Below are 26,819 nucleotides of genomic sequence, written 5' to 3' on the forward strand. Positions count from 1 at the left end.
GCAGCCGATAGTGCCGGGGCATATGGCCCGTGCTGACGACGCTATCGTCGGGGAGGATCGATCGATCCTGCCCGTGGGATACTCCCCTTCCGTGCTGGTCGCATTGTGTCTTGAAGCCCTGATGTAAGCAAGCGCGGAAGCCAGTCTCAAAGAGGGTCTGGCGTGCGTCGGTCAGCCCGCCAGCACCACGGTACGCCTGCCATGCAGGAATACCCGCTTTTCCTGATGGAAGCGAACGGCTCGGGACAGGGTCAGACACTCGATATCGCGCCCCCGCGCCACCAGGTCCTCCGGGTAATGACTGTGATCCACCGACTCGACCCCCTGAGCGATGATCGGCCCTTCGTCGAGATCGTCATTGATGTAGTGCGCGGTCGCACCGACCAGCTTGACACCCTTGTCGTAGGCCTGGTGATAGGGTTTCGCCCCCTTGAAACCGGGCAGCAGCGAATGGTGGATATTGATCGCACGCCCGGCGAAGTGGCGACATAGCTCGGGAGACAACACCTGCATGTAGCGTGCCAGGATCACCAGCTCGGCGCCGCTCTCCTCGATCACCCGGCGCACCTGTGCTTCCTGCTGCGGTTTGGTCTCGGCCGTGATCGGCAGGTGGTGGTAAGGCAGATCATGCCATCGGGCCAAAGGCTCCAGGTCCGGATGATTGGAGACCACCGCGCGCACGTCGATCGAGAGTTGCCCGGTGCGATAGCGATACAGCAGGTCGTTCAGGCAGTGATCCGCCTTCGAGACCATGATCACCACCGGCAGCCGATAATCCGGCGCCATCAGCTCGAACGACATGCCGAACTCGGTCGCACGCGTCTCGAAGCGATCCCGAAAGCTCGCCTCGGAGAACCCGGCGAGTTCCGGGCGAAACGCCGCGCGGATGAAGAACTGCCCGCCCTGATAATCGTCGAAGGAGTGCAACTCGGTGATGTAGCAGCTTTGCTCCTTCAGGAATCGGGTGACGACATCCACCGTCCCCAGCCGGCTGGGACACTTGGCCGCCAGCACCCATACGTCACGGGCGCCGCTCACGACATCGTCTCCGTGTCGACTACCGCGGCCCCGGATATCGTCGCCCCCAGCTCGGCGGGACGATAGTCGATGCCATACTCCTCGCCGGCATCCAGCAACCAGCGCAAACAGTAGTCGGCAAAACTACGTCGTATCACCAGCTCCCAGCGCTGCTCGTCGACACGTCGAATCACCGCCGTCGCCTTGGCGAAGACGCTCGTGACACCTCTGCCTACCGGGAAAGCCCGGGGATCGACGTCGTAGGCGGTGGACTTCATCAGGACATCGACGGCGCAGGCACCATCGAGCTCGAGCAGCGTCTGACCGCCGCTGACATCGACGATGCTGAAATGGGCACTGCCGAGGGCTTCGCGCAGTTCACGCTGCACCCGGAAACCCTCGCCAGCGGCGACGATCAGCAACCACTCATCAGGTGATAGCCACTGCAGGGATCCTGCCTCACCCATGACCAACCGCTGCGGCTCGGTGGGCAACGCCAGGCCGAGCACGGCCTGGACCGACGCGATCAGCACCTCGGACTCGCCGCGCAGGATCAGATGATCGAGAAATGCATTCTCGCGTAGCACGACGGAGGATTCACCGCCCGAGGCCGTGGCTGCGAACTGATGCAACGGCGACTGCGTGGTGACCGCCCGTGCGGGATGCGGGTCGAAATAGGCGAACCTGGGCATTGGCGTTTTCCTCAAATATTCTGACGTTGCCCTTTCGGGTCATAGAAGATCGAGCTGACCACTTCGGCCACGTGGGTCACGCCATCCGGCATCGGCAGATAGACCTTCTCGCCCAATCGCTTGTGCCCGCCCTTGACCACGGCCAGCGCGAAGCCGTGCTCCAGCGTCGGGCTGTAGTAGCTGGAGGTCACGTGGCCCACCATGCGCATCGGTATGGCCTGCCTGGGATCGAGCACGATCTGGGCGCCCTCCTCCAGCACCACGCCGGCATCCAGCGGCTTGAGGCCGACCAGCTGCTTGCGATCTTCCCGCCGAGTGTCGGACCGTGTCAGCGCCCGCTTGCCGATCCATGGGTACGGCTTGTTGTAGCCGACGCACCAGTGCATGCCGAGATCCTCCGGCGTCATCGAACCGTCGGTGTCCTGGCCCACGATGATGAAGCCCTTTTCCGCCCGCAGCACATGCATGGTCTCGGTGCCGTAGGGGGTCAGACCGTACTTCTCACCATGGGCGAACAGCGACTCCCATACCTGCATGGCGTAGTTGGCCTGCACGTTGACCTCGAACGACAACTCGCCGGTGAACGAGATTCGATAGACCCGTGCCGGCACGCCAGCCACCGCGCCCTCTCGCCACTCCATGAACTTGAAGCTGTCGCGGTCGAGGTCGATATCGGTCAGCTCGGCGAGCAAATTGCGGGCCTCCGGGCCGGTCAACGTCATCGTCGCCCAGTGATCGGTCACGGAGGTGAAGTAGACCTCCAGCTCCGGCCATTCGGTCTGATGCCAGATTTCCAGCCATTCGAGAATGGCCGCGGCACCGCCGGTGGTGGTGGTCATCAGAAAATGGTTGTCGGCGAGACAGGTGGTGACCCCGTCGTCCATCACCATGCCGTCGTCCTTGCACATCAGGCCATAGCGCGCCTTGCCGACAGCCAGCTTCTCCCAGCCGTTGGTGTAGATACGCCCCAGGAACTCACGCGCATCCGGTCCCTGAATGTCGATCTTGCCCAGCGTCGAGGCGTCGAGTACGCCGACCTTCTCGCGCACCGCCCGGCACTCGCGGACCACCGCCTCGTGCATCGATTCGAACTCGCCATTGGCGCTGTCGCGGCGTTTTTGTGGATAGTACCAGGGTCGCTTCCACTGGCCGACGTCCTCGAACATCGCCCCATGCTCGACGTGCCAGTGATGCATGGCGGTGTAACGCTCGGGATCGAACAGCGCCTGGCAATGGCGGCCGACGATGGCGCCGAAGTTGACCGGCGTATAGTTGGGCCGGAACACGGTGGTGCCGGTCTGCGGAATCGTCTGGCCCAGACAGCGCGCCGCGATCGCCATGCCGTTGATGTTGCCCAACTTGCCCTGATCGGTGCCGAAGCCCATCGCGGTGTAGCGCTTGACGTGCTCGATCGATTCGAACCCCTCCCGGGTCGCCAGCTCGATGGCCGCCGCCGTGACGTCGTTCTGCAGGTCGACGAACTGCTTGGGCGCGCGCATGGTCGGCCTGTCGTGGGGTATCTGATACAGCGCGACGGCCGCGCCTTCGCGCAGGGTATCGATATCGGGAATCTTTACGCTCTCGGCGTCGATGCCGTCACTCGCCAACGCGCGAGTGACTTGCGCCACGGCGTCCTCGAGCAGCGCGCTAACCGGGTAGAGACCGGCAGCCGCCCCCACCACGCTGAAACCCTCGACCCTCGATGCCGTCTGACCCGGCACGAAGCCCAGAATGTCATCACGCCAGACCGGTCGGACGCCGGTATGCGCGGCAAGGTGCACCACCGGACTGTAGCCGCCGGACGTGGCGACGGTGTCGCAGCTCAGCGTCTCCACTTCGCCGCTGACGCGGAAGCCTTCGATATCGATAGCGCCAATTCGGGCGCCGTTGACCCGATGCCCCTTGCGATCGCCAGTCGCCTCGATCACCGCACTGCCGGCCATGATCCGGATCCCGGCCGCCTTCGCCCGCTCGACGAGCTCGCCATCCGGGTTGGCACGAGCGTCGGCGATCGCGATCACTTCGCCACCCGCCTCGTGCCAGTCCAGTGCGGCCCGATAGGCATGATCGTTGGTCGTGGAGAGCACCAGCCGCCGGCCGGGCCGCACGGCATAACGCCGGATATAGTTCGACAGCGCTCCGGCAACCAGATTGCCCGGCATGTCGTTGCCGGCGTAGACCAGCGGCCGCTCGTGGGCGCCGCTCGCCAACACGACATGCCGCGCCCGCACCCGGTGCAGACGCGAGCGCGGCTGGCGACGTCCGTCGACTCTGGGCGCCGTGTCACCGAGATGTTCGGTGCGTCGCTCGTGCAGCGTCACGAAGTTGTGATCGAAATAACCGTTGGCCGTGGTGCGTGGCAGCAGCGTGACGTTATCCATCGCCGCCAGACGCTCGACGGCGTTCCTGGCCCACTCCGAGGCGGCCATGCCGTCGATCGTCTCGCCGCTATCCAGCAGCGAACCACCAAAGGTCGGCTGTTCGTCGCAGAGAATCACCCTGACGCCACTGCCGGCCGCAACCAGCGCCGACATCAGCCCGGCGGGGCCAGACCCGATCACCAGCACCTCGCAGTGCCGGTTGATGTGATCGTAGATATCCGGGTCGCTCTCGGTCGGTGCCCGGCCCAGTCCGGCCGCCTTGCGGATATATTTCTCGTAGGTCCGCCACATCGACGCCGGCGCCTTGAAGGTCTTGTAGTAGAACCCGACCGGCATGAACGGTCCGCCCAGCTTGCCGACCAGCCCCATCATGTCGCGCTGGGCGTCCGGCCAGCCGTTGGTACTGCGAGCCGTCAGACCGTCGTAGAGCGACTGCTGCGTTGCCCGCACGTTCGGCACCTGAGCGGCTTCGCTCGCGCCCAGTTGGACGATGGCGTTGGGTTCCTCCGCGCCGGCGGCGACGACACCGCGGGGGCGCGAGTACTTGAAGCTGCGATTGACGACATCGACGCCATTGGCGAGCAGCGCCGAGGCCAGGGTGTCACCGGCAAAGCCCTGGTACGTTTGGCCGTTGAACGTGAACTGCAGCGGCTTGTCACGATCGATCTGGCTGCCGACGCCGCTATTCGATGCCAGACGGCAGGGTTGGGAAGCACTCATGACGGCACTCCCTGCATCGTCGCGGTGTCGGAGGTTTTGCCCTCGCTGTCTCGCTCGGCAAGAGTCACGGACTCCGCCGTCACACCGGGCTGCTCGCTCATGCGGTAGGTCTCCAGAATCGCGTAGCTGCGAGTATCGCGGGTGATATTGAAGAATTTGCGGCAGCCCACCGCATGCACCCACAGTTCGTGGTGCACGCCGCGCGGATTGTCGCGAAAGAACAGATAGTCGCCCCAGGCATCATCGGAGCTCGCGGTCGGATCCGCCGGCCTCGCGATGTGCGCCTGCCCCTTGGGATGAAACTCCTCCTCCTCGCGATACTCGGCGCAGTAAGGGCAGTAAATATGAAACATCGCCAATCTCCTTCTTCATCCGGAATCACTAGAGCCGGATCGATATCACCAAGATGTTCTGCGCCAACGAGCCGCGTCAGGGCGAGGCGTCCGCTGATTGAGGAGCCGGAATGTACGAGTTTGTACATGAGGACTCCGAAGAAGCGGACAACGACGCCATTGCGTGGCGCAGTCCGCAGAACTCAGTGTGCTACGCCTGCGGCACCATGTTCGTCGATCAGCGCCCCGGTTCGGAACCGATCGATCGAGAACGGTGCGGCGATCGGATGTGCCTGCCCGTGCGCCAGCGTCCAGGCGAAGACATTGCCGGACCCCGGCGTCGCCTTGAAGCCACCGGTGCCCCAGCCGCAGTTGAAAAAGAGCCCCTGCACCGGCGTCTTGGAAATAATCGGGCAGGCGTCCGGCGTGGTATCGACGATCCCGCCCCACTGACGATTCATGCGCACCCGGGAGAACATCGGGAACATCTCGATGATCGCCTGCAGGGTGTGCTCGACCACCGAGAAGCTGCCACGCTGACCGTAGCCGAGGTAACCGTCGATCCCCGCGCCAATCACCAGATCGCCCTTGTCGGACTGGCTGATGTAGCCGTGAACGTGATTCGACATGGTGACGGTATTGAGCACCGGCTTGAGCGGCTCGGACACCAGCGCCTGCAACGGGTGTGATTCCACCGGCAGCTGGAAACCGGCCATCTTCGCCAGCACGCCCGAATTGCCCGCGGTGACGCAGCCTACCGTTCTGGCGCCAATGTCGCCCCGGTTGGTATGCACGCCCACGACCTTGCCGTCGACGATCTTGAAGCCCGTGACCTCGGTCTGCTGGAGCAGGTCGACGCCGCGCGCATCGGCGCCTCGGGCAAATCCCCAGGCCACCGCATCGTGCCGGGCCACCCCGCCGCGCGGCTGCCAGGAAGCACCGAGAATCGGATAGCGCGCTCGCTTGGAGGTATCGAGCGCCGGCTCGATCTCCTTGATCTGCTCCGGCGTGACCACCTCGCCATCGATGCCGTTGAGGCGATTGGCGTGAACGCGGCGCTGGATATCCCGCATGTCCTGCAGAGTGTGACCAAGATTGAGCACACCCCGCTGCGAGAACATCACGTTGTAGTTGAGATCCTGGGAAAGCCCCTCCCACAACTTCATCGAATGTTCGTAGAGTGCGGCCGATTCATCCCACAGATAGTTCGAGCGCACGATGGTGGTGTTGCGTGCCGTGTTGCCGCCGCCAAGCCAGCCTTTCTCGATCACCGCCACGTTGGTGATTCCGTGCTGCTTGGCCAGGTAATAGGCAGTTGCCAGTCCATGGCCGCCACCGCCGACGATGATCACGTCGTACTCTTTCTTCGGGGTCGGATTGCGCCAATGACGCTGCCAGTTCTCGTGATGACTTAGCGCGTGTTTGACCAGACTGAAACCGGAATAGCGTTGCATGAGCCCCTCTCTACGCCACGGCGGACGGCGGCATCGATCAACGATCGATGATTTTCCGCGATGGTATCGTCCACCCCGGGGGGCATGATGTTCTGCGACGTCACGCTCAAGCGTGTTTGCGACATGACGATGCGATTTGCGACAGAGGCGATCAGTGCAGAGATTCATGGTGACAACGAAAAACGCCGCTCAGGTCGAGCGGCGTCAGTGATTTCTCAACTCGATGATCACCCCATCGCTGCCACCGGCTTGCGGCGATGACACGTTTCGGCGTGGTCGTTGATCATGCCGACGGCTTCCATCCAGGCGTAGACGATGACCGGGCCGACGAACTTGAAGCCGCGCTTCTTGAGTGCCTTGGAAATTTCCAGGGATAGCGGGGTCTGGGTGGGGACCGGCCCATCGCGCTCGACGTCTCGCTGGATCGGCCGGCCGCCGACCATGCCCCACAGGAATTCGGAGAAATCTTCGCCGTTGTCTCGCATGGCGAGGTATGCCTGGGCGTTGCCGATGGTCGCCTCGATCTTGGATCGCGAGCGGATGATGCCGGCATTGCCCATCAAACGCTCGATGTCGTGCTCGTCGTACCGGGCGATCCGCTGGGGATCGAACTCCTCGAAGGCGTCGCGGAAGGCGTCGCGCTTCTTGAGAATGGTGAGCCAGGAAAGCCCTGCCTGAAAGCCATCCAGGATCAGCTTTTCCCACAGCGCGCGGCTATCGTATTCCGGAACGCCCCACTCCTCGTCGTGATACTCGGCATTCAGCGGGTGGGTCTGAGCCCAGGCACAGCGCGGCAGGTCAGATATCGGGTCACTCATCATCGGCTCTCGTGGACTTGTTTTCGCAGGGTCATGGTGGGGCCGATTCTGCCGCCTATCGCTGGCGCAGCCAAACGAAAAAGCGCCGGCGGTGCCCCAGGGCGTCGCCGGCGCTTTTTACAGCGCCCCGAAACTGGCGCTAGTTGTGGCTCGTGGCTACTTGAGCGTCCCGTGCGGGTCGATGACGAATTTCTTGGCCGCGCCGCCGTCGAAGTCGGCGTAACCCTGCGGCGCCTCGTCGAGCGAGATGGTCTGCACGTTCACGGCCTTGCCGATCTGTACCCTGTCGTGAAGGATCGCCTGCATCAACTGGCGCTGATAACGCATGGCCGGCGTCTGGCCGGTGTGGAACGACATCGCCTTGGCCCAGCCGAGACCGAACTTCATCGAGAGATTGCCATGTTTGGCATCTTCGCTATCCGCGCCGGGGTCTTCGGTGACGTAAAGCCCGGGAATGCCGACCCGCCCGCCCGCCTGGGTGATTTCCATGACGGCATTGAGCACGGTAGCCGGCTGCTCATGCGCGTGGTTGTGGCCATGGCAGTTGGCCTCGAAACCCACCGCATCGACCGCGGCATCGACCTCCGGCACGCCCAGCACCGACTCGATCAGCTCCGACATGCTGGCATCCTGCTTGAGATCGAGACCTTCACAGCCAAAGCTGCGAGCCTGGTCGAGGCGCTTGTCGTTCATGTCGCCGACGATCACGCAGGCCGCGCCCAGCAGCTGTGCGGAAACTGCCGCCGCCAGCCCTACCGGACCCGCGCCGGCGATATAGACCGTCGAACCCGGCTGGACACCGGCAGTCACACAGCCGTGGAAGCCGGTGGGGAAGATATCCGAGAGCATGGTGAGGTCGAGAATCTTCTCCATCGCCTGCGCCTTGTCGGGGAAAACGAGCAACTGGAAGTCGGCATAGGGCACCATCACGTATTCGGCCTGACCGCCGACCCAGCCACCCATGTCGACATAGCCGTAGGCACCACCGGCGCGGTCACCGTTGACGTGCAGGCAGATATGGGTATCGCCGCGCTTGCAGTTGCGGCAACGGCCGCAGGCAACGTTGAACGGCACCGAGACGATATCGCCGATCTTGATGAACTCGACATCGCGGCCACATTCGATCACTTCGCCGGTGATCTCGTGGCCGAGCACGAGCCCTTCCGGTGCCGTGGTTCGGCCACGCACCATGTGCTGGTCGCTGCCGCAGATATTGGTGGTCAGAATCTTGAGGATGACGCCGTGATGGCACTGACGGCTGCCGAGCGCCAGTTCGGGAAAGGGAATGCTTTCGACGGCGACCTTGCCGGCACCGCGAAAGACGACGCCTCGGTTGGCGGGTGAAGACATGGCGTGAACTCCTGGGTCTGATCTCGGAATGCCTTGTGTCGTGCCGCTGTGGCGACGACATCGAATGAAGGCGCGAAACCAGACTAGGAGTTACCTCGACGGTGGACCGGTCTCGTCACGCCATCGAATGACGCTGCGACGACAGCCGCCAGGTCCAAAGGTCTAAGATTCGTGGCTCACTTTCCACAGCGCCCCGCAGCCGGCGCTAGGTGCTGTCTGAAAGTGTCGAGCGAAGGCCAGGCAAGGCAAAAATCGGCGAAAACGGACCGGGCTGGCGTCCCAGCCGATTTTTAACACCGCATGGGCGAGCGCAGTACTTTTCAGACAGTGCCTAGAAGTCGATGACGACTTTACCCCGCGGCTTCGAACAGCATGACAGGATGAAACCTTCGGCTTCGTCCTCTTCGGTGATGCCGCCGTTGTGCTCCATCTCGACCTCGCCTTCCAGCTTCATCACCCGGCAGGTGCCGCAGATCCCCATCCCGCAGGCCTTGGGAATATGCAGGCCGAGCTTGGCGGCGGCCGAATGGATGGTGTCGTTCTCGCTGACGCGGATACTCTTGCCGCTCCCGGTGAACTCGACCGGCACCAGATCGGCGGTATCCACTTCCTCGGCGTCGGCCTCGGCCTGTTCGGCCAGCTCCAGCACGTCCTCCTGGATACTCAACGGCGTCGCGCCGAAGGACTCCTGATGGTAGCGGGACATGTCGAAACCGTCTTCCTGCAGCACCTGGCGGATCGCCTTCATGAAAGGTGCCGGGCCACAGCAGAACACTTCCCGCTCGAGATAGTCCGGTGCCATCAGCATCAGCATCTGACGTGTCAGGTAACCGCGAAAACCGGACCAGGCCTGGCTGAGTTCATCGCTGCGCTCGCAGACGATATGCAGCCGGAACTCCGGCAGCCGCGAGAACATGTGCACCAGTTCGCGGTGGTAGATGATGTCGTTGGGCGCCTGGGCGCAATGAATGAACTCGAGATCGACGGCCGCGTTGGTATCGAAGAACCAGCGTGTCATCGACATCAACGGCGTGATACCGACGCCGCCCGAGAGCATCAGCACTTTTTCTGCCGGATGATCGATGACGTTGAAGTCGCCCACCGGCCCATGCACGACCATCGGCTCGCCGACCTTGAGATTGTCGTGGAGCCAGTTGGAGACCTGACCGCCGGGCAGGCGTTTGACGGTGATCGAGAAGCTGTAGGGAATCGAGGGCGAGCTCGAGATCGTATAGGAGCGCATGACCGGCTGTCCGGCGATCTCCAGTTCCAGCGTGACGAACTGCCCTGGCTTGAAGAAGAACATCAGCGGCTGGTCGGCCATGAAGCAGAACGTCCGCACGTTCCAGGTTTCCTGAATGACCTTGACGCACCTTACCTGGTGCCGCCCGTTGGTCCAGGTTTGGGTATTGACCGGATTGAAGAATTGCATCGTCACCGCGCTCTATCGGGGGGAAGATAGCGCTGGCGAGACAACGTCGACCCGCACCGCCGCTTCCGGAGAATGACCTTCATGAGCGGATTCTGGGCACCGCGGCGCCGGCCGACTTGCCCGTCAGCGACACGGGCATGCCAACCACCCCCAGCCGCCGCCAAAACTGCGACGCCGCAACGCAAACTTACCTGACGTGACGCCCGTGCAGCGTCATCGGTCCTTGGGTATCGACCGGTGACTGCCCGGTGAGCATTTGTGCCTGCCGGTCGTCCTGAACTCGACGAATGTCGCGGGTGGACAATTTCATTACCGGCGCCTGGGCGACACTCGCCGAAAGTTGGACCGACAGCACGACATCGCTGCCATCCTGAGCCATTCACTCGGTCGATCCCACGGACGTGTTCGGGAAAGGCCCACACCTGATATTGATGAGGATGCGACCATGCCACCACTTCCACGCGATAGCCTGGAGGACTCACTTGCCTTGACCCGCGTCGCCGTAGCGGAAATGCTGGACCAGCGCGACCCGACCTTCTCGCTGCCACAGCCGTTTTACAACGATTCGCGCCTGTTCGCGCTGGACATGCAGGAAGTGTTCGAAAAGCAGTGGCTGTTCGCCGGCATGAGCTGCGAGATTCCCGCCAAGGGAAATTTCTTCAAGCTGGAGATCGGCAGCAACTCGATCATCGTGGTGCGCGGCGCCGAGAACCGCATCCAGGCTTTCCATAACGTCTGCCGTCACCGCGGTTCGCGGTTGTGTCTCAAGGACAAGGGCAAGGTCGCCAAGCTGGTCTGTCCCTATCACCAGTGGACTTACGAACTGGATGGCCGATTACTGTTCGCCGGCAGCGATATGGGTACCGACTTCGACATGAGTGCCTACGGTCTCAAGCCCGTGGCGGTGAAGAGCGCGGGCGGTTTCGTGTTCATCAACCTGAGCGACGACCCGGAGCCGATCGACGACTTCCTCGTCTCGCTCGAGCACTATCTTTCGCCCTATGAGATGGATAACGTCAAGGTCGCGGTGGAGTCGAACATCGTCGAACGCGCCAACTGGAAGCTGGTCGTCGAGAACAATCGCGAATGCTACCACTGCAATGGTGCTCATCCCGAGCTGCTGAACTCGCTGATCGAATTCGACGATACCGACGATCCCCGTTCCACCGGAGAATATCGCGACCTGGTCGCTCGCAAGCAGGCCGACTGGACCGCCTGCGAAGTGCCGTGGCAACTGGCCCGATTCGGCAAGCGCAACCGACTGACCCGGACACCGCTGATCGACGGCATCGTCTCGATGACCATGGACGGCAAGCCGGGTTGCAACAAGCTGATGGGCCATATTCCGAATCCCGACATGGGCTCGCTGCGCATCCTGCATCTGCCCAACTCCTGGAACCATTTCATGGGCGACCATGCCGTGGTCTTTCGGGTGCTGCCGTTAGGTCCGCAGGAGACGCTGGTCACCACCAAATGGCTGGTGCACAAGGATGCCGTCGAAGGCGTCGACTACGACCCCGAACGGCTGCGCCAGGTCTGGGATGCCACCAACGATCAGGATCGGCGCCTGGCCGAAGAAAACCAGTTGGGCATCAATTCGCGCGCCTACCAGCCCGGCCCCTACTCGAAGACCTACGAGTTCGGCGTCATCGACTTCGTCAACTGGTACAGCGAGACGTTGAGGGCCAACCTCGGCGTTGACGCACCGAGCCACCTGCAGATTGCTTCTCAATAGCCCTATCTCGTCCAGCCCAGGATCCACCGACAGACTCACCAACGAAAAAGGCGCCTTCCTGGGAAGGCGCCTTTTGGTGGCTGGCTGATCACTTGCGCATTAAAACTCGACCGTCGCCGACAGCTTGAAGGTACGCGGCTCGCCCTGGATCAGATAGCCGGCAAAGGCCGTAGAAGCACCGGCCCAGTAATCCTCGTCGGTGACGTTGTCGATACCGGCACGCCATACCCAGTCTGCGCCACCGATCGGCAGGGTGTAGCGCATGCCAAGATCGAGTCGCGTCCACGGGTCCAATTCGAGATTGTTGGCGGTATCGGCATACTGCGAACCGGTATGAATGACGCGACCGGTCGCAGTGAGGCGATCGACATGCGGGATATCCCACTCGCTGCCCAGCACGAAGCGATACTCGGGCACGCCTGTCGCATCATTACCCTCGGTGCCGTCCTGGGTTTTGGTCAGTTCGGCATCGATCCAGGTCGCGCTGCTGAACAGATGCAGACCATCGAGGGGTTCGCCGTAAAGGCTGAGCTCGAGGCCGCGATTGCGCTGCTCGTTATCCAGGCTGCCGACACCATTAACGACGGCTGCCGTCGGCAGCTCGATCTGGAACAGACTGATACCGCCGCCGATGTTGCCATAGTCGAACTTGGTACCTACCTCATACTGTTCGGCGTGGGCGATTCCCAGGTACTGGCCATAGTTCGATGCCGTGGTATCGGTGACAGTGCCACCATCCTGCAGCGCTTCGACATAGTTGGCGTAGAGCGAGATATTGGGATTCGCCTTGAAGACAACGCCCACCGCCGGAGTCACTCGGCGGTCGGCATAACGACTATTACCGCCATCGTTGGGACGCTCGTCGACTTCCAGCTCCTGATAGCGAGCACCCAGGGTCAGCAACAGCCGGTCATTCAGGAAGCCGAGCGTATCACTCAGGGTGACACCCTGAGACCGGGTTCGCGTCACGCTGCCACCCACAAAAGGGTCGCCTTCTGGTCGCGACAGGTCCTGGGGGTCGTAGATGTTGGTGGTGCCCGCCGCCAAAAAGCTCCAGTCTGAATCGAACTTGCGGTAAGCGCTGGAGTAACCAAGCGTCACGTCGTGGCTCACCGGCCCGGTGACGACATAACCGCGGATCCCAGCCTGACTGGCAAAGTTATCGATGTGGTTGTCGGTCTCGAAATCGTTGACGGTCGCGTTACCGTTGTCATCGGTCAGTCTCGGGTTCGCCGAGACGATATTCTCGATCGTCCGGTTACCGCCAACCGCGGCAAAAGCGGTCCATTCGTTGTTCAGGTCGTACTCCCCCCGCACCATACCGAAATTGGTCTCGAGCTCGGAGCCCCCGAAGGAGGGCGTATAGTTCGAGGAGGCGTCCGGCACGGAGGGCACTTCCGTCGCCGCCCCCGTGTAGATACTCGAGCGGCCACCCTCCAGCGTCGATTTCTGATGACCGAAATCGAACAGCACGCGTCCACGCTCGCCACGATAATCGAGACCGACGACGACCGATGTGTCGCGCTGGCTCTCGTCGTCGATGGCGGTATCGCCGCGACCACGGACGGCACTGACGCGCGCGCCCCACTGCTGCTGGTCACCGAAGCGCCGGCTGGTGTCGACACCCACCTCACCGTAGCTGTCGGAACGATAGCCGCTGGAGAGTTTGAGCATCGGCTCGTTACCGGCGTGCTTGGGCTCGATATTGACGGTGCCGCCGATGCCGCCATTGCCACCGATGGGGATACCGGAGGTGAAGGCGCTGGCACCCTTGAACACCTCTATCCGCTCTGCAATGTCGCTGTTGATGAGCTGGCGTGGCAGCACGCCGTAGAGGCCACCGTAGGCCACGTCGTCCCCGGTCAGGTTGAAGCCGCGAATCTTGAAGGCTTCACCGTAGATGCCGTACCCCTGGCCGACGCTAACAGAGGCATCGTTTTGCAGCGTATCGCCCAGGGTCTGAGACTGCTGGTTCTCGATCAATTCGCTGGTGTAGCTGGTCACGCTGAAGGGGATGTCCATCGCATCCTTCTCCCCCAGCAGGCCGACACGCCCACCCGCGGCGATCTGGCCACCGGCAAAAGCCGGCGGGGGCGTATCGCCGTAGGTCGGCGCAGTACTAGTCACCGTTACCGTATTCAACGCCTGCGCGTCGCCATTGCTCTGCGCCCATGCCGACGAAGCCAGCGGCGCGGCACCGATGGCCACGAAGGTCAGCAGACAGCGTGCCTGTCGGCGATTGTCCGAAGAAGAGTTCCCTGATGTCATGTTGTTGAACCTGTTTTTGGCCTGACGACGGAATCGGTGGACCGAAAGTCGGCGGAATACGCTCCGGCCCAATGGAGAGGGGGTATTCCGCGGCATTCTATAGGGACATTGGCAAAATGAAAATGAGAACACTTCTTATATGTATGAAAATCTCGAATCGACGGACTTGCCGTTTTATTGATAACGATTGTCATTCGATCTACCATCACCGCCCATAGTCGCATCCGGTGCCGTTTTTCTGCCCGGATGAGCGTCGAGCCACTCTCTTCCGTCGCCAGGGAACCGTCACTTTGTCGCGTGTTCGCTCTTTTCCAGCTCTCCTCGCACTTGCGGTTGCCGTGCTGCTGGGGATGAGCACCGCGCTTGCGGACGCCCCGGCCGACGCCGACTCGAAGCCATTGCGGATCGCCGCGGCCAACTGGACGGTTGCCGAGACACTGCTTGCACTTGGCATTCAACCCTACGCGGTAGCCGATATTCCCAACTACAGCACCTGGGTCGAGAAGCCGTCGATGCCCGCTTCGACGCTGGATATGGGCCTGCGCAACGAGCCCAACCTTGAGTTGCTGGCCCAGGATCCCCCCGACCTGCTGATGTCCAGCGCGCTGTTCTCCCGCGACAATGCGCGTCTCGAACGCCTGATGCCGGTCAAGATGATCGACAATTTCTACACCGATCGGTCATTTTACGAAGCGACGCTGTCGATGACTCGCGAAATCGCCCGGTTGACCGATCGTGAACTGCAGGCAGAGGCGCTGATCGAACAGACCGAACGAACACTCGAGCGCGCGGCGCGGGCACTGAAAGACGTCGAGACGCCGCTTTATGTCGTCCAGTTCAGCGACGCCCAGCATGTCCGTGTCTTTGGTCACGGCAATATGGTGGGTACGCTCTTTTCCCGCACCGGTCTGAACAATGCCTGGACCGGCCCCACCAACGCCTGGGGTTATGCCAGCATCTCGACCGATCGACTGGCTGAGCAGCCCGACGCGCGCATCGTCGTTATCAAGCCGTATCCCCGGGGCGTCGGCGAAGCGTTGAAGGACAATCAGATCTGGCAGCATCTGCCGGCGGTACGCGAAGGGCGTGTAAGCTATATCGATCCACTCTGGCCTTACGGTGGGCTGATCTCGCTGCAACGACTGGCCCGATCGCTGGTCGATGTCAGCATCCGGCCTCCCACCACTGATTCGGCGACTGCCACGTCCGCCGAGGAGCATACGCCATGACCTCGGCACGTTCGCCCGCCTGGTTTGCCATCGGGCTGACCTTGCTGGCGCTGGGTCTCGGCTATGCCACGCTGGACATTCAGTTCGCCGATCTTTCGGGGCATTGGTGGCAAGCCATTACCACGCCCGATGATGATCAGATCCGCCAGATCGTGATGCACTACACCTTCGTGCCGAGACTGCTGGTGGCGATGCTCGGCGGTGCGGCATTGGCGCTGGCGGGCTGCTTGATGCAACAGGTACTGCGCAATCCGCTCGCCTCTCCGGCGACGCTCGGCGTCACCAGCGGCGCGCAGCTGGCGCTGGTCGTCGCCACGCTGTGGGCACCGAGCTGGATGCTGGCCGGCAAGGAATGGATCGCGCTGGCGGGCGGTATCGTGGCGACACTGCTGGTTTTCGCGCTCTCGTGGAAACGTCGCCTGGCGCCGATGGTAGTGGTGCTATCCGGCATGGTGGTCAGCCTGTACTTCAGCGCCATCAACAGTGCCCTGCTGCTGTTCCATCAGGAGAGTCTGTCGGGGCTGTTCATCTGGGGATCCGGTGCGCTGGCGCAGGACAACTGGCACGACACGCAGTTTCTGCTGCTTCGTCTGGGTATCGTGATGGTGCTGGCACTGCTGCTGTTGCGCCCGCTGTCTCTCCTCGATCTCGAGGAGGACGGCGCCAAGAGTCTGGGCATCTCTCTGCGCAAGCTGCGTTTCGCCGGTCTGGGCCTCGGCGTTTTCATGACCGCCTGCGTGGTCAGCGCCATCGGACTGATCGGTTTCATCGGTCTAGCCGCTCCTGCCATCGCCCGCCTGTCCGGGGCCCGCACCCTGGCCCAGCGGCTCGTCTGGTCGATGATCCTGGGCGCCCTTCTGCTCCTCGTCACCGATCTGGCCGTACAGCAACTCGCGCCGTTCACCGCGTCGCTGCTGCCGACAGGTGCCATGACAGCGGCGCTTGGCGCCCCGCTGCTGCTATGGCTGCTGCCACGACTGAAAATCGGCGGCTCGCGGCCGACGCCCAGCACGGGTCTGACCATGCCACGCCAGTCAGCCCCCAATCGACGCTTGTGGATGCTGGGAGGGCTGACGGTCGTCGCCTGCGCCGTGGCACTCGTCGTCGGTTTCATGCTCGACAGTCATGCCCGGTATCCGAGCCTGGCCGGCATCGACGACCTGGGGCTGATCGTGGACTGGCGGCTGCCACGCGTGGCGACTGCGGCAGCGGCAGGGTTGATGCTGGCCATTGCCGGTACGCTGCTGCAGCGGATGACCGGGAACCCCATGGCCAGCCCGGAAGTGCTGGGAATCAGCGCCGGCGTGGCGATCGGTGTGATCGCCCTGATGCTGTTGCCGCTGGGCATCGCCCCGCTCAGCGGCTCGGTCATGGGATTCAGCGGTGCGGTCGTCGCCCTGCTGGTGCTGATCATCTGCAACCGACGCAGCGGCTTCGCGCCGGAGCGGCTGCTGCTGACCGGCATTGCCATCTCTTCGTTGCTGGATGCCATGCGCGCCATCGTGCTGGCGAGCGAGGATCCTCGCGCACAGCAGTTGCTCTCCTGGCTGGGCGGTTCGACCTACTACGCCAGCTTGACCTCCAGCACCTGGATCGTGGTCATCGCTATCGTGCTGGCGGCGATGGCATTGCCGCTGCAGCGCTGGTTGACCCTGCTGCCGCTGGGAGCGCCCACCGCCAAGGCGCTGGGGGTCGACGTGGATCGCAGCCGTTTGCTGCTGCTCGCGCTGGTCGCCCTGTTGACCGTCGCCGCGACGCTGGTGATCGGGCCGCTCTCGTTCATCGGGCTGATGGCCCCCCACATGGCTCGTCTGATGGGATTTCATGGGGCCCGGCACCAACTGATCGGAGCCGGGCTGCTGGGGATGCTGGTCATGGTGAGCGCCGACTGGCTGGGCAGAAACCTGTTCTTTCCCTACCAGCTACCGGCGGGTTTGATCGCCGCGCTGATCGGCGGCATCTACTTCATGTGGGGATTGCGGCGGCTTTGACGCGACGCGTTGACCTGGGCCGGAGATCGGCGAGGTACACCCGTAGGCACGTCGCTGTCTCTCGCTGACGCCACCCGGCATTTCCCGTCGTTCAGACAGCGCTGAACACGGGCAGCAGATGGCGCTCTATCGCCTCCCGGACCGAGGGCAACATCACATCGGTATGCTGCATCAGCTCACGGATGGCGGACTCCAGGCCTTCGACACCCTTGGCGCGGTGGCAACCGGCCGCCAGTCTGGCGCAGGTTTCGGGACACGCCTCTTCTGGAATACGCACGCCCAGCGAGATCAATCGCTGGCGAAAATCCTCGCCATCGATGAGATCGACGATCATCATGCTCTACCTCCCGTTCGACGTTATTGGCGTTCACCACGCATCACACCGCTAAAATACATCTCGCAACGCCAATCTTTATCTCAACCGGTGGGCCGTCGTCGATACGCGAATCGTCGATCTGTCGGTTTCGAGATATTCAACGTCACTCATGGAGTGCCATGTTTTCGAACTGTCTTTCTCATCGGGTTCAGCGCCAGCTCGTTCGCATCGTCGTGCTGGCGGCGATCGGACTGCATGCCGTGGCATCGCACGCAGCGAGCTTTGTCTACTGGGATGATCCAACGGCGACGGCCATCTCGCTCACGCGCACGCAGTTCGTGGAAGCAGCGCGAGGCTATCGAGGCGAGGCGAGGCTCGCCTTCGTCAACCGCGTGGTCAATAACGCCGCCCGCCAGCAGTTCGAGAAGATCGACACCTGGAAAGGTTTCGACCGGTTGGTTCGGGATCAATATGGCGATTGCGAGGATTTCGCCATTGCCAAATATCAGATTCTGATCGATGCCGGCACATCAGCGAATCGGCTCGATTTCCTCGCCGCCGATGACAAGCTGACACCGACTTATCATGCCGTGCTGCGTTATCGACGGGACGACGGCAGCCATCTGATTCTGGACAACCTGACCCCGATGATGCTGCCGCAATCGCGCCGTACCGATCTGGCGCCGATCGTGACTTTCGACAGCGGGAAAGCCCAAATCTACCGCGACGGCGCGTTTCACCCCGTCGATCCGGCCCGCATCGTGCTCGGCGGGCAGCCGCTGTCGCAACGGCTACCGAAGCTGATGGATTACTGATCGCCCGGAGCGAGCACCTTCTCGGCACGTAGATACGCGATCAGCTTGTCGGCCGCCTCCTCCGACGTGAGATCGGTCAACACCTGCCCATTCGATGCCGACGACTTGGCCGCGGCGGCACGGAAGCGGTCGCGGGCATTGGTCGACTTCACCACCTTGAGACGCTTGGGCCGCGCCCGTGCCGGCTCCCATTGCCAATCGCGCCTGGCGGCATCGACCCGCGCCTCGCTCGCCAATGCGAGATCGGTGACGAGCTCGATCCTGCCGCGCCGCGCCGGGCCGAAGGCGCTCTGCCGCGGGGCATCGGCGACGGAGTCCACGGCGATCAGACACGGCAGACGAATCTCGAGTCGCCGACGCTGGCCCTGCGGTAGCGCCTGCAGCACGGTCACGCTGTGATCATCGCAGTGCTCGATGGCGGCGACGCCGGTGGCGATCGACCAGCCCAGCCGCTCGGCCAGGAGATACCCGACCATGCCCGAACCTTCGCCGCACTCGGCGCGCTGGCCGGTGAGGGCCAACCGCACACCGCTCTGCTCGAGCCAGGCCGCAAGACGTGGCACGGCGTCATCCTCGGCGCTCATGGCCAGCAGCGACAGCCTTCCGCCGCGATCGTCGTCGAGCCCGTGGAACATCCCCAGGTATTCTTTCAGGCACGCTTGCAGCGAGGCATCCTGAGGATCGCCGGCGTGTCCCAGCGCGAGTTCGGCGCCGACCAGCGCCAGCCCCATCTCGACGGCGCGGGCGTCTTCGCGCGCGCGGCCGGCGCGCCCGGAGACCGGGTGACGGCCACTCGAAACCAGCGCCACCGTCTTCGGCGAAACGGTCGATTCACGCGGCGACATGTCGGGACTCCTCAGCGTGCCATTGATCCGCCGGTGCGGACGCGATCCTCGGCTGGCCAAGGCGTTCGCAAACGGCCGCCAGCAGCGCGTCGCCATCGGCGATGATCGCCAGGTCGGCGCGTTTGACCATGTCGCAGCTGGGATCGCTGTTGATCGCGATCACTCGCTGGCATCGAGCAATGCCCTGGAGGTGCTGAACCGCACCGGAGATTCCCACCGCGATATAGCAGCTCGCGGACACGAAGGTGCCGGTGGCACCGACTTGCCGCGCCCGTGGCATGTTGCCGTCGTCGACGGCGACACGAGAAGCGCCTTCGCTGGCCCCCAGCACCCGGGCGGCGTGATGGTAGCCCTCCCAGTCCGAGATACCACGCCCGGCAGAGAGAATGAACGGTGCCTGGGCCAACGGAATCTGCTGCGGGTCCACCGTCACCCGGCCTCGATCGATCACGCCGGATGGCCGGTTTTCGTCGCCCGTTTCCTCGCTCGTTCGAGCTACGGGCTCCAACACGATGGCCCTCGCCTCGTGACGCGTCTCGCTGACCGGCTCGGCGCACTCGGGCAACGCCAGCAGCACGCGTGGCACGTCGCGCAGGATATCCAGACGATCCCCCGCCCGAGAACGCGTCTTGCCATCGGCGAACTGCCACACCCTCGTGGCCGGGGGCGGGTCTTCCGCGCCCCGACTCTCGCCCCGACTCGAGAGACGCGCCGACAGACGCGCCGACAGACGTCGCCCCAGGTCTCCGCCGTCGGGCAGCGAATCGGCGAAGATCCAGTGCCGCGGTGCGAGCATGTCCTCCACTTCAACTAGCGCCGCCAGCCGCGATTCCGGGTCGTAGCGCCCCTCGATGTCCTCGGATAAATCCATGATGCGATCGGCCCCGGCCTCCTCGAATCCGTCGACGTCGCTCCGGAACGTGACCGCCGTCACCGCCAGATCGGTTCCGTCGGCGAGCTGACGGGCGAGGCCGAACAGGTCGCGGTCGTGATCGCCAAGCCGCCCCTCGGGCAGTTCCGGCACGACGAGGATGTAGCCTGCAGGGTCGTCGATCGTGATCCGGCGGCGTACGGGTTCGGCGCTGGTCTGCGGCCCCCCGGCGGCACTTGTCTCTACCGAGGCACCGCTGCGGTCGATTCGCTTGATGCCGTTGGGGCCGATCGCGCCCAGGGCGTGGGGATTGATCCGGGTCACGCCGTCGACGCTGGTCCAGCGCCACGCCGGACGAGCGAATTCGAGATGACGGGCGTGCAGCCGATTGCGTCGGGCGCGTTCGGCGTGGGGGTCGAGTCGTCTGACACTCATGCCGGTTCCTCCTCGCGACTCGGGCTGGAAGTGCTCGTCTCAGGCACGGCCGGAGCCGGTTCCACCAGCGCCTCGGCAACCAGTTCGGCGAGATCCAGAATCCGCGGTCGCGGTTCGACCACGCCTTCGAGCATTGCAGTGCACTGCGGGCAGGCGACGGCAACGGTGGTCGCGCCGGTAGTACGCACGTCCTCCATGCGCATGTCGGGAATTCGCGCGCGGCCGGGTACGTCGGAGAGCGCAGCCCCGCCACCGCCACCGCAACAGCGCGAGCGATAGCCGGAGCGCTCCATCTCGACAACGTCGACGCCGAGTGCGGCGAGCACCTGCCGGGGGGCAGCGAATTCACCGTTGTAACGGCCCAGATAGCAGGGATCGTGATAGGTGACGGTCTCGGCCTGCGCCGGGGCTGCCACGCTGAGGCGGCCGCCGTCGAAGAGCTCGGCGATGAAGGTCGAATGGTGCCTGACGACGTAATCCCCGCCAAAGGCACCGTATTCGCGTCCCAGCACATGGAAGCTGTGCGGGTCGGCAGTGACGATGCGGGCAAAGCGATAGCGTGAGAGTGTGGCGATATTGCGCTCGGCGAGCCGCTGGAACGTCGCTTCATCCCCCAGCCGTCGGGCCACGTCGCCGCTGTCGCGTTCTTCCTCGCCGAGCACGGCGAAATCGACGCCGCCGGCACGCAGGATCTTCACCAGCGAGCGCAGCGTACGCTGGTTGCGCATATCGAAGGCGCCGTCTCCCAGCCACAGCAGCACGTCGACCCCCTCGGGGCGATCCTGAATACGCGGAATCTCCAGATCCGCCGCCCAGTCGAGCCGCGAGGCGTTGTCGAGCCCGCCGGGGTTATCGGTGGCAATCAGGTTGTCGATCGCCGCGGCGCCCTTCTCCGGGGTCTCGCCCCGCTCCAGGGTGATGAAGCGGCGCATGTCGACGATGGCATCGACGTGTTCGATCATCATCGGACACTCCTCGACGCAGGCGCGGCAGGTGGTGCACGCCCACAGGGTCTGCGCCTCCACCAGTTGCGGCACAATGGCATCGGAGGGGCCGCCCCTGTGGTGTCCAAAACCGGGCTTGCCGACATCGATGCCGCCCGCTTGTTGTGGATGCCCGGAGCCGGCGTAGCGGGCATCGCTGCCGCCGGCCATGCCCACGACCATGTCCTGGATCAGCTTCTTGGGGTTGAGCGGCTGGCCGGCGGCATAGGCCGGGCAGACGCTCTGGCAGCGGCCGCACTGGACGCAGGCATCGAATCCCAGCAGCTGCTCCCATTGGAAATCGGCGGGCTTCTCAACGCCCAGCGTCTTCGCCGTGAGGTCCAGCGGGAAGAGCGCGGTGGAGCGGCTGCCGCGATGGACGTCATGTGTCTTTTTCGGGGACGCGTCCGGATGATGATCATCGAACCGCTCGGGGCGCCGGTGGAAGGCCAGATGGAAGGAACCGGCGAAGGCGTGCTTCATCGGCCCGCCCCAGCCCATGCCGACCAACATCTCCAGCAGCCCCCAGACCAGCACGGCGGCGAGCACGATCGCCAGCACGCCGCCGCCGAGGACGTTCGGCGCGACGCCGACCAGATTCTCTGGGGTGAAACCGACGATCGGCAGGCTCACCAGGAACATGCCCACCGAGTAGGCGATCAGGCTCTTGGAAAGTCGCTGCCACGGGCCTCTTGACAGCTTCCTGGGGAAGGGCCGGGTGGGCGAATTCAGGCGCCGGCGATTGACCGCCAGCGCGCCAACGAACATGACCGCGCTCGCCGCCAGCAGCAGCCCGCCGAGAATCGGATTGCGCCAGCCGAAGCCATGCACCACCAGCGCCAGCGCCATGGCGGCGGCGAAGCCCCCGGCGGTCGCCACGTGGGTGTGCGCCATCGCCTTGTCGCGAGCGACGATGTGGTGCAGATCGTTGAGATAGCGTCTGGGCATCAGCAACAGCCGGCGCCATACCATCGGCGTGCGCTGGCCCTGGCGCCACAGCCGAATACGACGTACCGCGCCCGCCGCACCCAGCGCCAGCGCCGCAAAGATCAGAATGGGGAGTAGCGTCTGCAACATGGTGCTTCTCCGAAAAAGCCGCTGGTGCCGGTCATATCGACGCTTGCAGCCAGCTATGTCCTGCCGCCCACCTTCGCCATGGGACGGCTACGAGCGATGCCACGACCGGGGCGCGTAGCCCAGGCGAATTGTGAGCAGCCAGCGGAGTGGACGTATCTGTCCATGAGCATGGCGACGAGCCATTCACCGCCGACTCGTCGAGGGCAGTCCGTTCCCCTCACAAATCCTTGCAGAGGCGGAGCGCATCATAGATCGCCGCGTGCGTATTCCGCTGCGCCACGCAGTCACCGATCCGGAACAGCGCGAAATCGCCGCTCCCGGCCAGTGTCGGCTGCGCCGTCGCCGCGTAGAGCGCCTCGAGATCGATCTGCCCCTTGTTGCGCGAACGCTCCTTGAGCGCATAGTAGAGCGACTCGTCCGGACGCACGCCGTTCTCGATCACCACCTGATCGACCACCCGCTCCTCGTGCTCGCCGGTGTACTCGTTCTCGAACAGCGCCACCAGCTTGTCGCCTTCGCGATAGACCTTGTGCAACCCCAGATCGCCGGTCATCACCACCGACTGCTGATAGAGGCTGCGGTAGTAGGTCGGGAAGGTGGTGCCGCCAATCGCCACGCCGGGCTTGGTGTCGTCGGTGACGATCTCCACCGTCGAGCCCTTGCTGGCACAGTAGTCGGCGGTCGACATGCCGCTGAATTCGCACATGGTGTCGTAGACCAGCACGTTGCTGGCGGGCTCGACCTTGCCCGACAGGATGTCCCAGCTGCTGACCACCAGGCTCTCGTCAGGATTGTCCGAGTAGCCCCACTCCGGCACCTGTTCGAGGAAGGGATGGCCGCCGTTGGCCAGCACGACCACGTCAGGCTGCAGATCGCGGATCATCGAATCGTCGGCGCGGGTCTCGAGCTGGACATCGACGCCAAGGCGCGCCAGCTCCATCTCGTACCAGCGCGTGATCCCGGCAATCTGGTCGCGCTGCGGCGCCTTGGCCGCCAGCGTGATCTGCCCGCCGAGCTGCGGCTCGGCCTCGAACAGGATGACGTCGTGTCCGCGCTCCGCCGCCACGCGCGCTGCCTCCATGCCGCCGGGACCGCCGCCGACCACCACGACCTTGCGCTTGGACCCCGTCGTCTTCTCGATAATGTGCGGCAGGCCCATGTACTCCCGCGAGGTCGCCGCATTCTGGATGCAGAGCACGTCGAGCCCCTGGTACTGGCGATCGATGCAGTAGTTGGCACCGACGCACTGGCGGATCTGGTCGGTCTGCCCCGCCTTGATCTTGGCGATGATGTGCGGGTCGGCGATGTGCGCGCGGGTCATCCCCACCAGGTCGACGTAGCCGCCCTCGAGGATGCGTTCGGCCTGGGTCGGATCCTTGATGTTCTGAGCGTGGATGACCGGCACCGAGACCGCTTCCTTGATCCCGGCCGCCAGATGGAGAAACGGTTCCGGCGGATAGGACATGTTGGGAATGACGTTGGCCAGCGTGTCGTGGGTATCGCAACCGGAACCGACGACGCCGAAGAAGTCGACCATGCCGGTCGCGTCGTAATAGGTCGCGATCTGCTTCATGTCATCCTGAGAGAGCCCGTCGGGGTGAAATTCGTCACCACAGATGCGCATGCCGACGCAGAAGTCGTCACCGACCTCGGCCCGGACCGCCTTGAGCACCTCCATGCCGAAGCGCATGCGATTTTCGAAGCTGCCACCCCACTGGTCGGTACGCTTGTTGACGCGCGGGCTCCAGAACTGGTCGATCAGGTGCTGATGCACGGCGGAGAGTTCGCAGCCGTCGAGCCCACCCTCCTTGACCCGACGTGCGCCCTGGGCGAAGTCGCCGATGATGCGCCAGATCTCCTCCTCTTCAATGGTCTTGCAGGTGGCGCGATGAACCGGCTCACGAATACCCGACGGCGACAGCAGCGTCGACCAGTGGTGACCGTCCCAGCGCGAGCGCCGCCCCATGTGGGTGATCTGGATCATGATCTTGCCACCGTGCCTGTGAACGGCATCGGCGAGATTCTGGAAGTGGGGAATGATGCGGTCGGTCGAGACATTGACCGAACTCCACCACTGCTGAGGGCTGTCGATGGAGACCGGCGAGGAGCCACCGCAGATGCAGAGCCCGCAACCGCCCTTCGACTTCTCTTCGTAGTATTTGACGTAACGCTCCGTGGTCATGCCGCCGTCGGTGGCGTAGACCTCGGCATGCGCCGTGCTGACGACCCGGTTGCGAATGGTCAGCTTGCCGATCTGGATCGGCTTGAACAGGGCTTCGTGAGCCATCGCAATCACCTCTCAGGAGACGGCACGAAAACGGCTTGTCAGCGGCGCTCCGTATCGATCTCGACCATCACGAATTCAGGGTTTGTCATGTGCGAACAGATCGCTTTCAGCGTGGAGAGACCTGGAAATAGCCCACGTCACAGCCGTCTTCAGCACCGCTCTGAGTCTGCTCGGCGCGAGTGCGAACGTCGCTACCGCGCGCTTCGAGAATCTGATCCATCGCGCCGGCAAACCAGCCGGTGAACATGTACTCCTCGCGCTTGCCGGTCTTGCCGAGCTGGTAGACGAAACAGGAGTGCTCAAGGCGTACTCGAGCGGTTCCCGCGTCGAGCTCGATCGCCTCGGTGACGAACTTACCCCAGCCCCGCTGGGACAATCGGTTCATGTAGTGCTCGAACACTTCGACACCCTCGATGCCATGCAGCTCGGCTTCCTTCTCGCACCAGAACCAGGCCGACTTGTAGCCGGCGTCGTAGAGGATCCTCGCGTAAGTCTCGACGCCCAGCGCTTGCTCGACGGCCGTATGGTTGTTGATGAAGAAGTGCCGCGGCACGTAGAGCATCGGCAGTGCATCGGTCGTCCAGACACCAGTATCGCTGTCCACGTCGATCGGCAGTTCCGGGGCTATTTGGGTCATTTCGGTTACCTCAAGAATTGTTCTTTGGCACGAGCCAAACCTTCCAAGACGCTCGAGGAGCCGGCTTATTCGCCCCAGACGTCGCGTAGTGTCCGCACCCAGTTCTCTCCCATGATCTTGCGCACCACCGGCTCGGAGAGTCCGTGGTCCAGCAGCGCCTGAGTCAGGTTGGGGAACTCGCCGATGGTGCGGATGCCCTTGGGATTGATGATCTCGCCGAAGCGGGTCAGGCGGCGCGCGTAGCCCTTGTCGTGGGTCAGCCACTCGAAGAAGGCTTCGTCCTGGCCCTGGGTGAAGTCAGTACCGATGCCGATGGCGTCTTCGCCGACGATATTCATGATGTAGACGATCGCTTCGACGTAATCCTCGATCGTGGCGTTGACGCCGGCACGCAGGAACGGGGTGAACATGGTGACGCCGACGAAACCGCCGTGATCGGCGATGAACTTGAGCTCGTCGTCACGCTTGTTGCGGGGATGTTCCTTGAGTCCGGTAGGCAGGCAGTGGGAGTAGCAGACCGGTTTTTTCGACTCGAGGATGACTTCTTCCGAGGTCTTGGAGCCGACGTGAGAGAGATCGCACATCATCCCGACCCGATTCATCTCGGCGATCACTTCGCGCCCGTAGCCGGAGAGCCCACCGTCGCGCTCGTAGCAGCCGGTGCCGACCAGATTCTGGGTGTTGTAGCAGAGCTGGGTAATCCCGACACCGAGCTTCTTGAATATCTCGATGTAACCCAGTTTATCCTCGAAGGCGTAGGCATTCTGGAAACCCAGGATGATGCCGGTCTTGCCCTCCTCCTTGGCGCGAGTGATATCACGGGTGGTATGCACCGGACGCACCAGCTCGGCGTTGTCACGCATCAACTGATTGACGCCAACGATGTTGTCGACGGTGGATTCGAAGTCCTCCCATACCGAAACGGTGCAGTTGGCGGCCGTCAGCCCTCCCTTGCGCATATCCTCGAACAGGGCACGATCCCATTTGGCGATGATCAGGCCATCGATGATGATGGCGTCGTCGTGGAGCGTTGACGTCGGCATGCGGAACTCCTCCTTGGTTTGTGCGCCTTTCAGGCCGTCGCGGCGTCGGATGGTGCGACCGGAGACCAGAAGACGAGCGTTCCGCGCAGCA

The 26,819-nt window shown here is 63.4% G+C and carries 21 protein-coding genes; 4 read left to right on the forward strand and 17 right to left on the reverse strand.

Going from position 1 to position 26,819, the window contains the following annotated elements; genetic code table 11:
* Positions 1 to 171 precede the first annotated feature (171 nt).
* The 9 genes from purU to DOM36_RS20570 all read right to left on the reverse strand — a co-directional run bounded on the left by purU (position 172) and on the right by DOM36_RS20570 (position 10,506).
* On the reverse strand, positions 172 to 1,038 hold the full coding sequence (gene purU, locus DOM36_RS09060) for a formyltetrahydrofolate deformylase (RefSeq protein ID WP_110642787.1): 867 nt from the start codon (positions 1,036 to 1,038) through the stop codon (positions 172 to 174).
* On the reverse strand, positions 1,035 to 1,709 hold the full coding sequence (soxG, locus tag DOM36_RS09065; RefSeq protein WP_110642789.1) for a sarcosine oxidase subunit gamma family protein: 675 nt from the start codon (positions 1,707 to 1,709) through the stop codon (positions 1,035 to 1,037). The genes purU and soxG overlap by 4 nt, the downstream gene beginning before the upstream one ends.
* Before the next feature lie 11 nt (positions 1,710 to 1,720).
* Complete coding sequence (locus DOM36_RS09070) at positions 1,721 to 4,810, reverse strand: sarcosine oxidase subunit alpha family protein (protein ID WP_110642792.1); 3,090 nt, start codon at positions 4,808 to 4,810, stop codon at positions 1,721 to 1,723.
* Entirely contained in the window at positions 4,807 to 5,163 is a 357-nt protein-coding gene (locus tag DOM36_RS09075) for a sarcosine oxidase subunit delta (RefSeq protein ID WP_110642794.1), read from the reverse strand. The genes DOM36_RS09070 and DOM36_RS09075 overlap by 4 nt, the downstream gene beginning before the upstream one ends.
* A gap of 182 nt (positions 5,164 to 5,345) precedes the next feature.
* Positions 5,346 to 6,596 carry a sarcosine oxidase subunit beta family protein gene (locus DOM36_RS09080; RefSeq protein ID WP_110642795.1) on the reverse strand — a complete coding sequence of 417 codons (1,251 nt, stop codon included), beginning with the start codon at positions 6,594 to 6,596 and terminating at the stop codon, positions 5,346 to 5,348.
* A 227-nt stretch (positions 6,597 to 6,823) separates the two neighbouring features.
* A complete protein-coding gene (locus DOM36_RS09085; RefSeq protein ID WP_110642943.1) occupies positions 6,824 to 7,414 on the reverse strand; it encodes a DNA-3-methyladenine glycosylase I in 591 nt (196 codons plus the stop codon).
* A gap of 156 nt (positions 7,415 to 7,570) precedes the next feature.
* Positions 7,571 to 8,764 carry a formaldehyde dehydrogenase, glutathione-independent gene (fdhA, locus tag DOM36_RS09090; RefSeq protein ID WP_110642797.1) on the reverse strand — a complete coding sequence of 398 codons (1,194 nt, stop codon included), beginning with the start codon at positions 8,762 to 8,764 and terminating at the stop codon, positions 7,571 to 7,573.
* Positions 8,765 to 9,095: 331 nt separating this feature from the next.
* Positions 9,096 to 10,202: a hybrid-cluster NAD(P)-dependent oxidoreductase gene (locus tag DOM36_RS09095; protein ID WP_110642800.1), complete on the reverse strand. Its 1,107-nt coding sequence runs from the start codon at positions 10,200 to 10,202 to the stop codon at positions 9,096 to 9,098.
* A 181-nt stretch (positions 10,203 to 10,383) separates the two neighbouring features.
* Positions 10,384 to 10,506, reverse strand: coding sequence for a hypothetical protein (locus tag DOM36_RS20570; RefSeq protein ID WP_279626534.1), 123 nt, complete (start codon positions 10,504 to 10,506; stop codon positions 10,384 to 10,386).
* Positions 10,507 to 10,641: 135 nt separating this feature from the next.
* Here DOM36_RS20570 and DOM36_RS09105 point away from each other — a divergent pair, with 135 nt between their 5' ends.
* On the forward strand, positions 10,642 to 11,931 hold the full coding sequence (locus tag DOM36_RS09105; RefSeq protein ID WP_110642802.1) for an aromatic ring-hydroxylating dioxygenase subunit alpha: 1,290 nt from the start codon (positions 10,642 to 10,644) through the stop codon (positions 11,929 to 11,931).
* A 99-nt stretch (positions 11,932 to 12,030) separates the two neighbouring features.
* Here the strand turns inward: DOM36_RS09105 and DOM36_RS09110 are convergent, their stop codons facing one another.
* A complete protein-coding gene (locus DOM36_RS09110) occupies positions 12,031 to 14,199 on the reverse strand; it encodes a TonB-dependent siderophore receptor (protein ID WP_110642804.1) in 2,169 nt (722 codons plus the stop codon).
* A 350-nt stretch (positions 14,200 to 14,549) separates the two neighbouring features.
* On the opposite strand from DOM36_RS09110, the gene DOM36_RS09115 reads away from it, so the two are divergent.
* Together DOM36_RS09115 and fhuB are read left to right on the forward strand one after the other, a co-directional pair.
* Complete coding sequence (locus DOM36_RS09115; protein ID WP_157958608.1) at positions 14,550 to 15,428, forward strand: iron-siderophore ABC transporter substrate-binding protein; 879 nt, start codon at positions 14,550 to 14,552, stop codon at positions 15,426 to 15,428.
* Positions 15,425 to 17,419: a Fe(3+)-hydroxamate ABC transporter permease FhuB gene (fhuB, locus tag DOM36_RS09120; protein ID WP_110642808.1), complete on the forward strand. Its 1,995-nt coding sequence runs from the start codon at positions 15,425 to 15,427 to the stop codon at positions 17,417 to 17,419. The genes DOM36_RS09115 and fhuB overlap by 4 nt, the downstream gene beginning before the upstream one ends.
* A gap of 91 nt (positions 17,420 to 17,510) precedes the next feature.
* Here fhuB and DOM36_RS09125 read toward each other — a convergent pair whose 3' ends face one another.
* Positions 17,511 to 17,756 (reverse strand): hypothetical protein, encoded by a 246-nt coding sequence (locus tag DOM36_RS09125; RefSeq protein ID WP_110642810.1) that lies wholly within the window; start codon positions 17,754 to 17,756, stop codon positions 17,511 to 17,513.
* 158 nt (positions 17,757 to 17,914) lie between these two features.
* Between DOM36_RS09125 and DOM36_RS09130 the strand changes: the two genes are divergently transcribed.
* Entirely contained in the window at positions 17,915 to 18,550 is a 636-nt protein-coding gene (locus DOM36_RS09130; RefSeq protein WP_110642812.1) for a transglutaminase-like cysteine peptidase, read from the forward strand.
* On the opposite strand, the gene DOM36_RS09135 is transcribed toward DOM36_RS09130, so the two are convergent.
* From DOM36_RS09135 to DOM36_RS09160, 6 genes are all read right to left on the reverse strand, one after another.
* Positions 18,544 to 19,395, reverse strand: coding sequence for an electron transfer flavoprotein subunit beta (locus DOM36_RS09135; RefSeq protein ID WP_110642814.1), 852 nt, complete (start codon positions 19,393 to 19,395; stop codon positions 18,544 to 18,546). The genes DOM36_RS09130 and DOM36_RS09135 overlap by 7 nt on opposite strands.
* A complete protein-coding gene (locus DOM36_RS09140; protein ID WP_110642816.1) occupies positions 19,382 to 20,701 on the reverse strand; it encodes an electron transfer flavoprotein subunit alpha/FixB family protein in 1,320 nt (439 codons plus the stop codon). Before DOM36_RS09140 ends, DOM36_RS09135 begins: the two co-directional genes overlap by 14 nt.
* Complete coding sequence (locus DOM36_RS09145) at positions 20,698 to 22,761, reverse strand: (Fe-S)-binding protein (RefSeq protein ID WP_110642818.1); 2,064 nt, start codon at positions 22,759 to 22,761, stop codon at positions 20,698 to 20,700. Before DOM36_RS09145 ends, DOM36_RS09140 begins: the two co-directional genes overlap by 4 nt.
* Positions 22,762 to 22,978: 217 nt before the next feature.
* Positions 22,979 to 25,048 carry a dimethylglycine demethylation protein DgcA gene (gene dgcA / locus DOM36_RS09150; protein ID WP_110642820.1) on the reverse strand — a complete coding sequence of 690 codons (2,070 nt, stop codon included), beginning with the start codon at positions 25,046 to 25,048 and terminating at the stop codon, positions 22,979 to 22,981.
* A 106-nt stretch (positions 25,049 to 25,154) separates the two neighbouring features.
* Positions 25,155 to 25,685 (reverse strand): DUF5943 domain-containing protein, encoded by a 531-nt coding sequence (locus tag DOM36_RS09155; protein WP_075570395.1) that lies wholly within the window; start codon positions 25,683 to 25,685, stop codon positions 25,155 to 25,157.
* Positions 25,686 to 25,750: 65 nt separating this feature from the next.
* Positions 25,751 to 26,728 carry a dipeptidase gene (locus DOM36_RS09160; protein WP_075570396.1) on the reverse strand — a complete coding sequence of 326 codons (978 nt, stop codon included), beginning with the start codon at positions 26,726 to 26,728 and terminating at the stop codon, positions 25,751 to 25,753.
* Positions 26,729 to 26,819 lie beyond the last annotated feature (91 nt).

The sequence above is a fragment of the Salinicola sp. CPA57 genome, assembly GCF_003206035.1.
Lineage (GTDB): Bacteria > Pseudomonadota > Gammaproteobacteria > Pseudomonadales > Halomonadaceae > Salinicola > Salinicola socius.